Raw genomic sequence first — 503 nt, forward strand, 5'->3', positions numbered from 1 at the left:
GCCTGTCCGGGCAGCAGTTCTTTTATCCGTTCCCACGCCTCGTCGCTTATATCGTGCCGGTGAATGCCTTCATTTCTTTTCATGCTTCTATTTTACCTCTTTTCCCCTATCCAGTCCACACTGCCTAAACCGTAAAGCAGTCGGCGGGCAAGAAAACATTTGGCAGAAGCGGTTTCGCTCCTGCCTTTGCTTGCGCATCAAGAGGTGCTATAACAAAGCCAGACGCACAGCTGTGTCTGGATACGCAAAACCGGACATATTTTGCGCGGCAAAAACTTATCTTAATCCTTGGAAATAAAGAAATCACCTCTGCAAGCAGCGGGGCATCAGACCTTAAAAGAAACTAATAAAAAACCTGGCAGCTACCTACTTTCCCGCCGCAAGGGCAGTATCATCGGCGTAAGAGGGCTTGACTTCCGTGTTCGGGATGGGAACGGGTATTACCCCTCCACTATGGCCACCAGGCATAGCAACAAATATAAGAAAAGGGCAGGAAAAAAAAG

1 rRNA gene is annotated in these 503 nt (G+C 48.5%); it reads right to left on the bottom strand.

From position 1 onward, the window contains the following. Positions 1-353: 353 nt before the first annotated feature. Positions 354-465: ribosomal RNA gene (rrf, locus tag AWU74_RS07915) — 5S ribosomal RNA — on the bottom strand. Positions 466-503 lie beyond the last annotated feature (38 nt).

It is taken from the genome of Treponema endosymbiont of Eucomonympha sp., assembly GCF_001028545.1.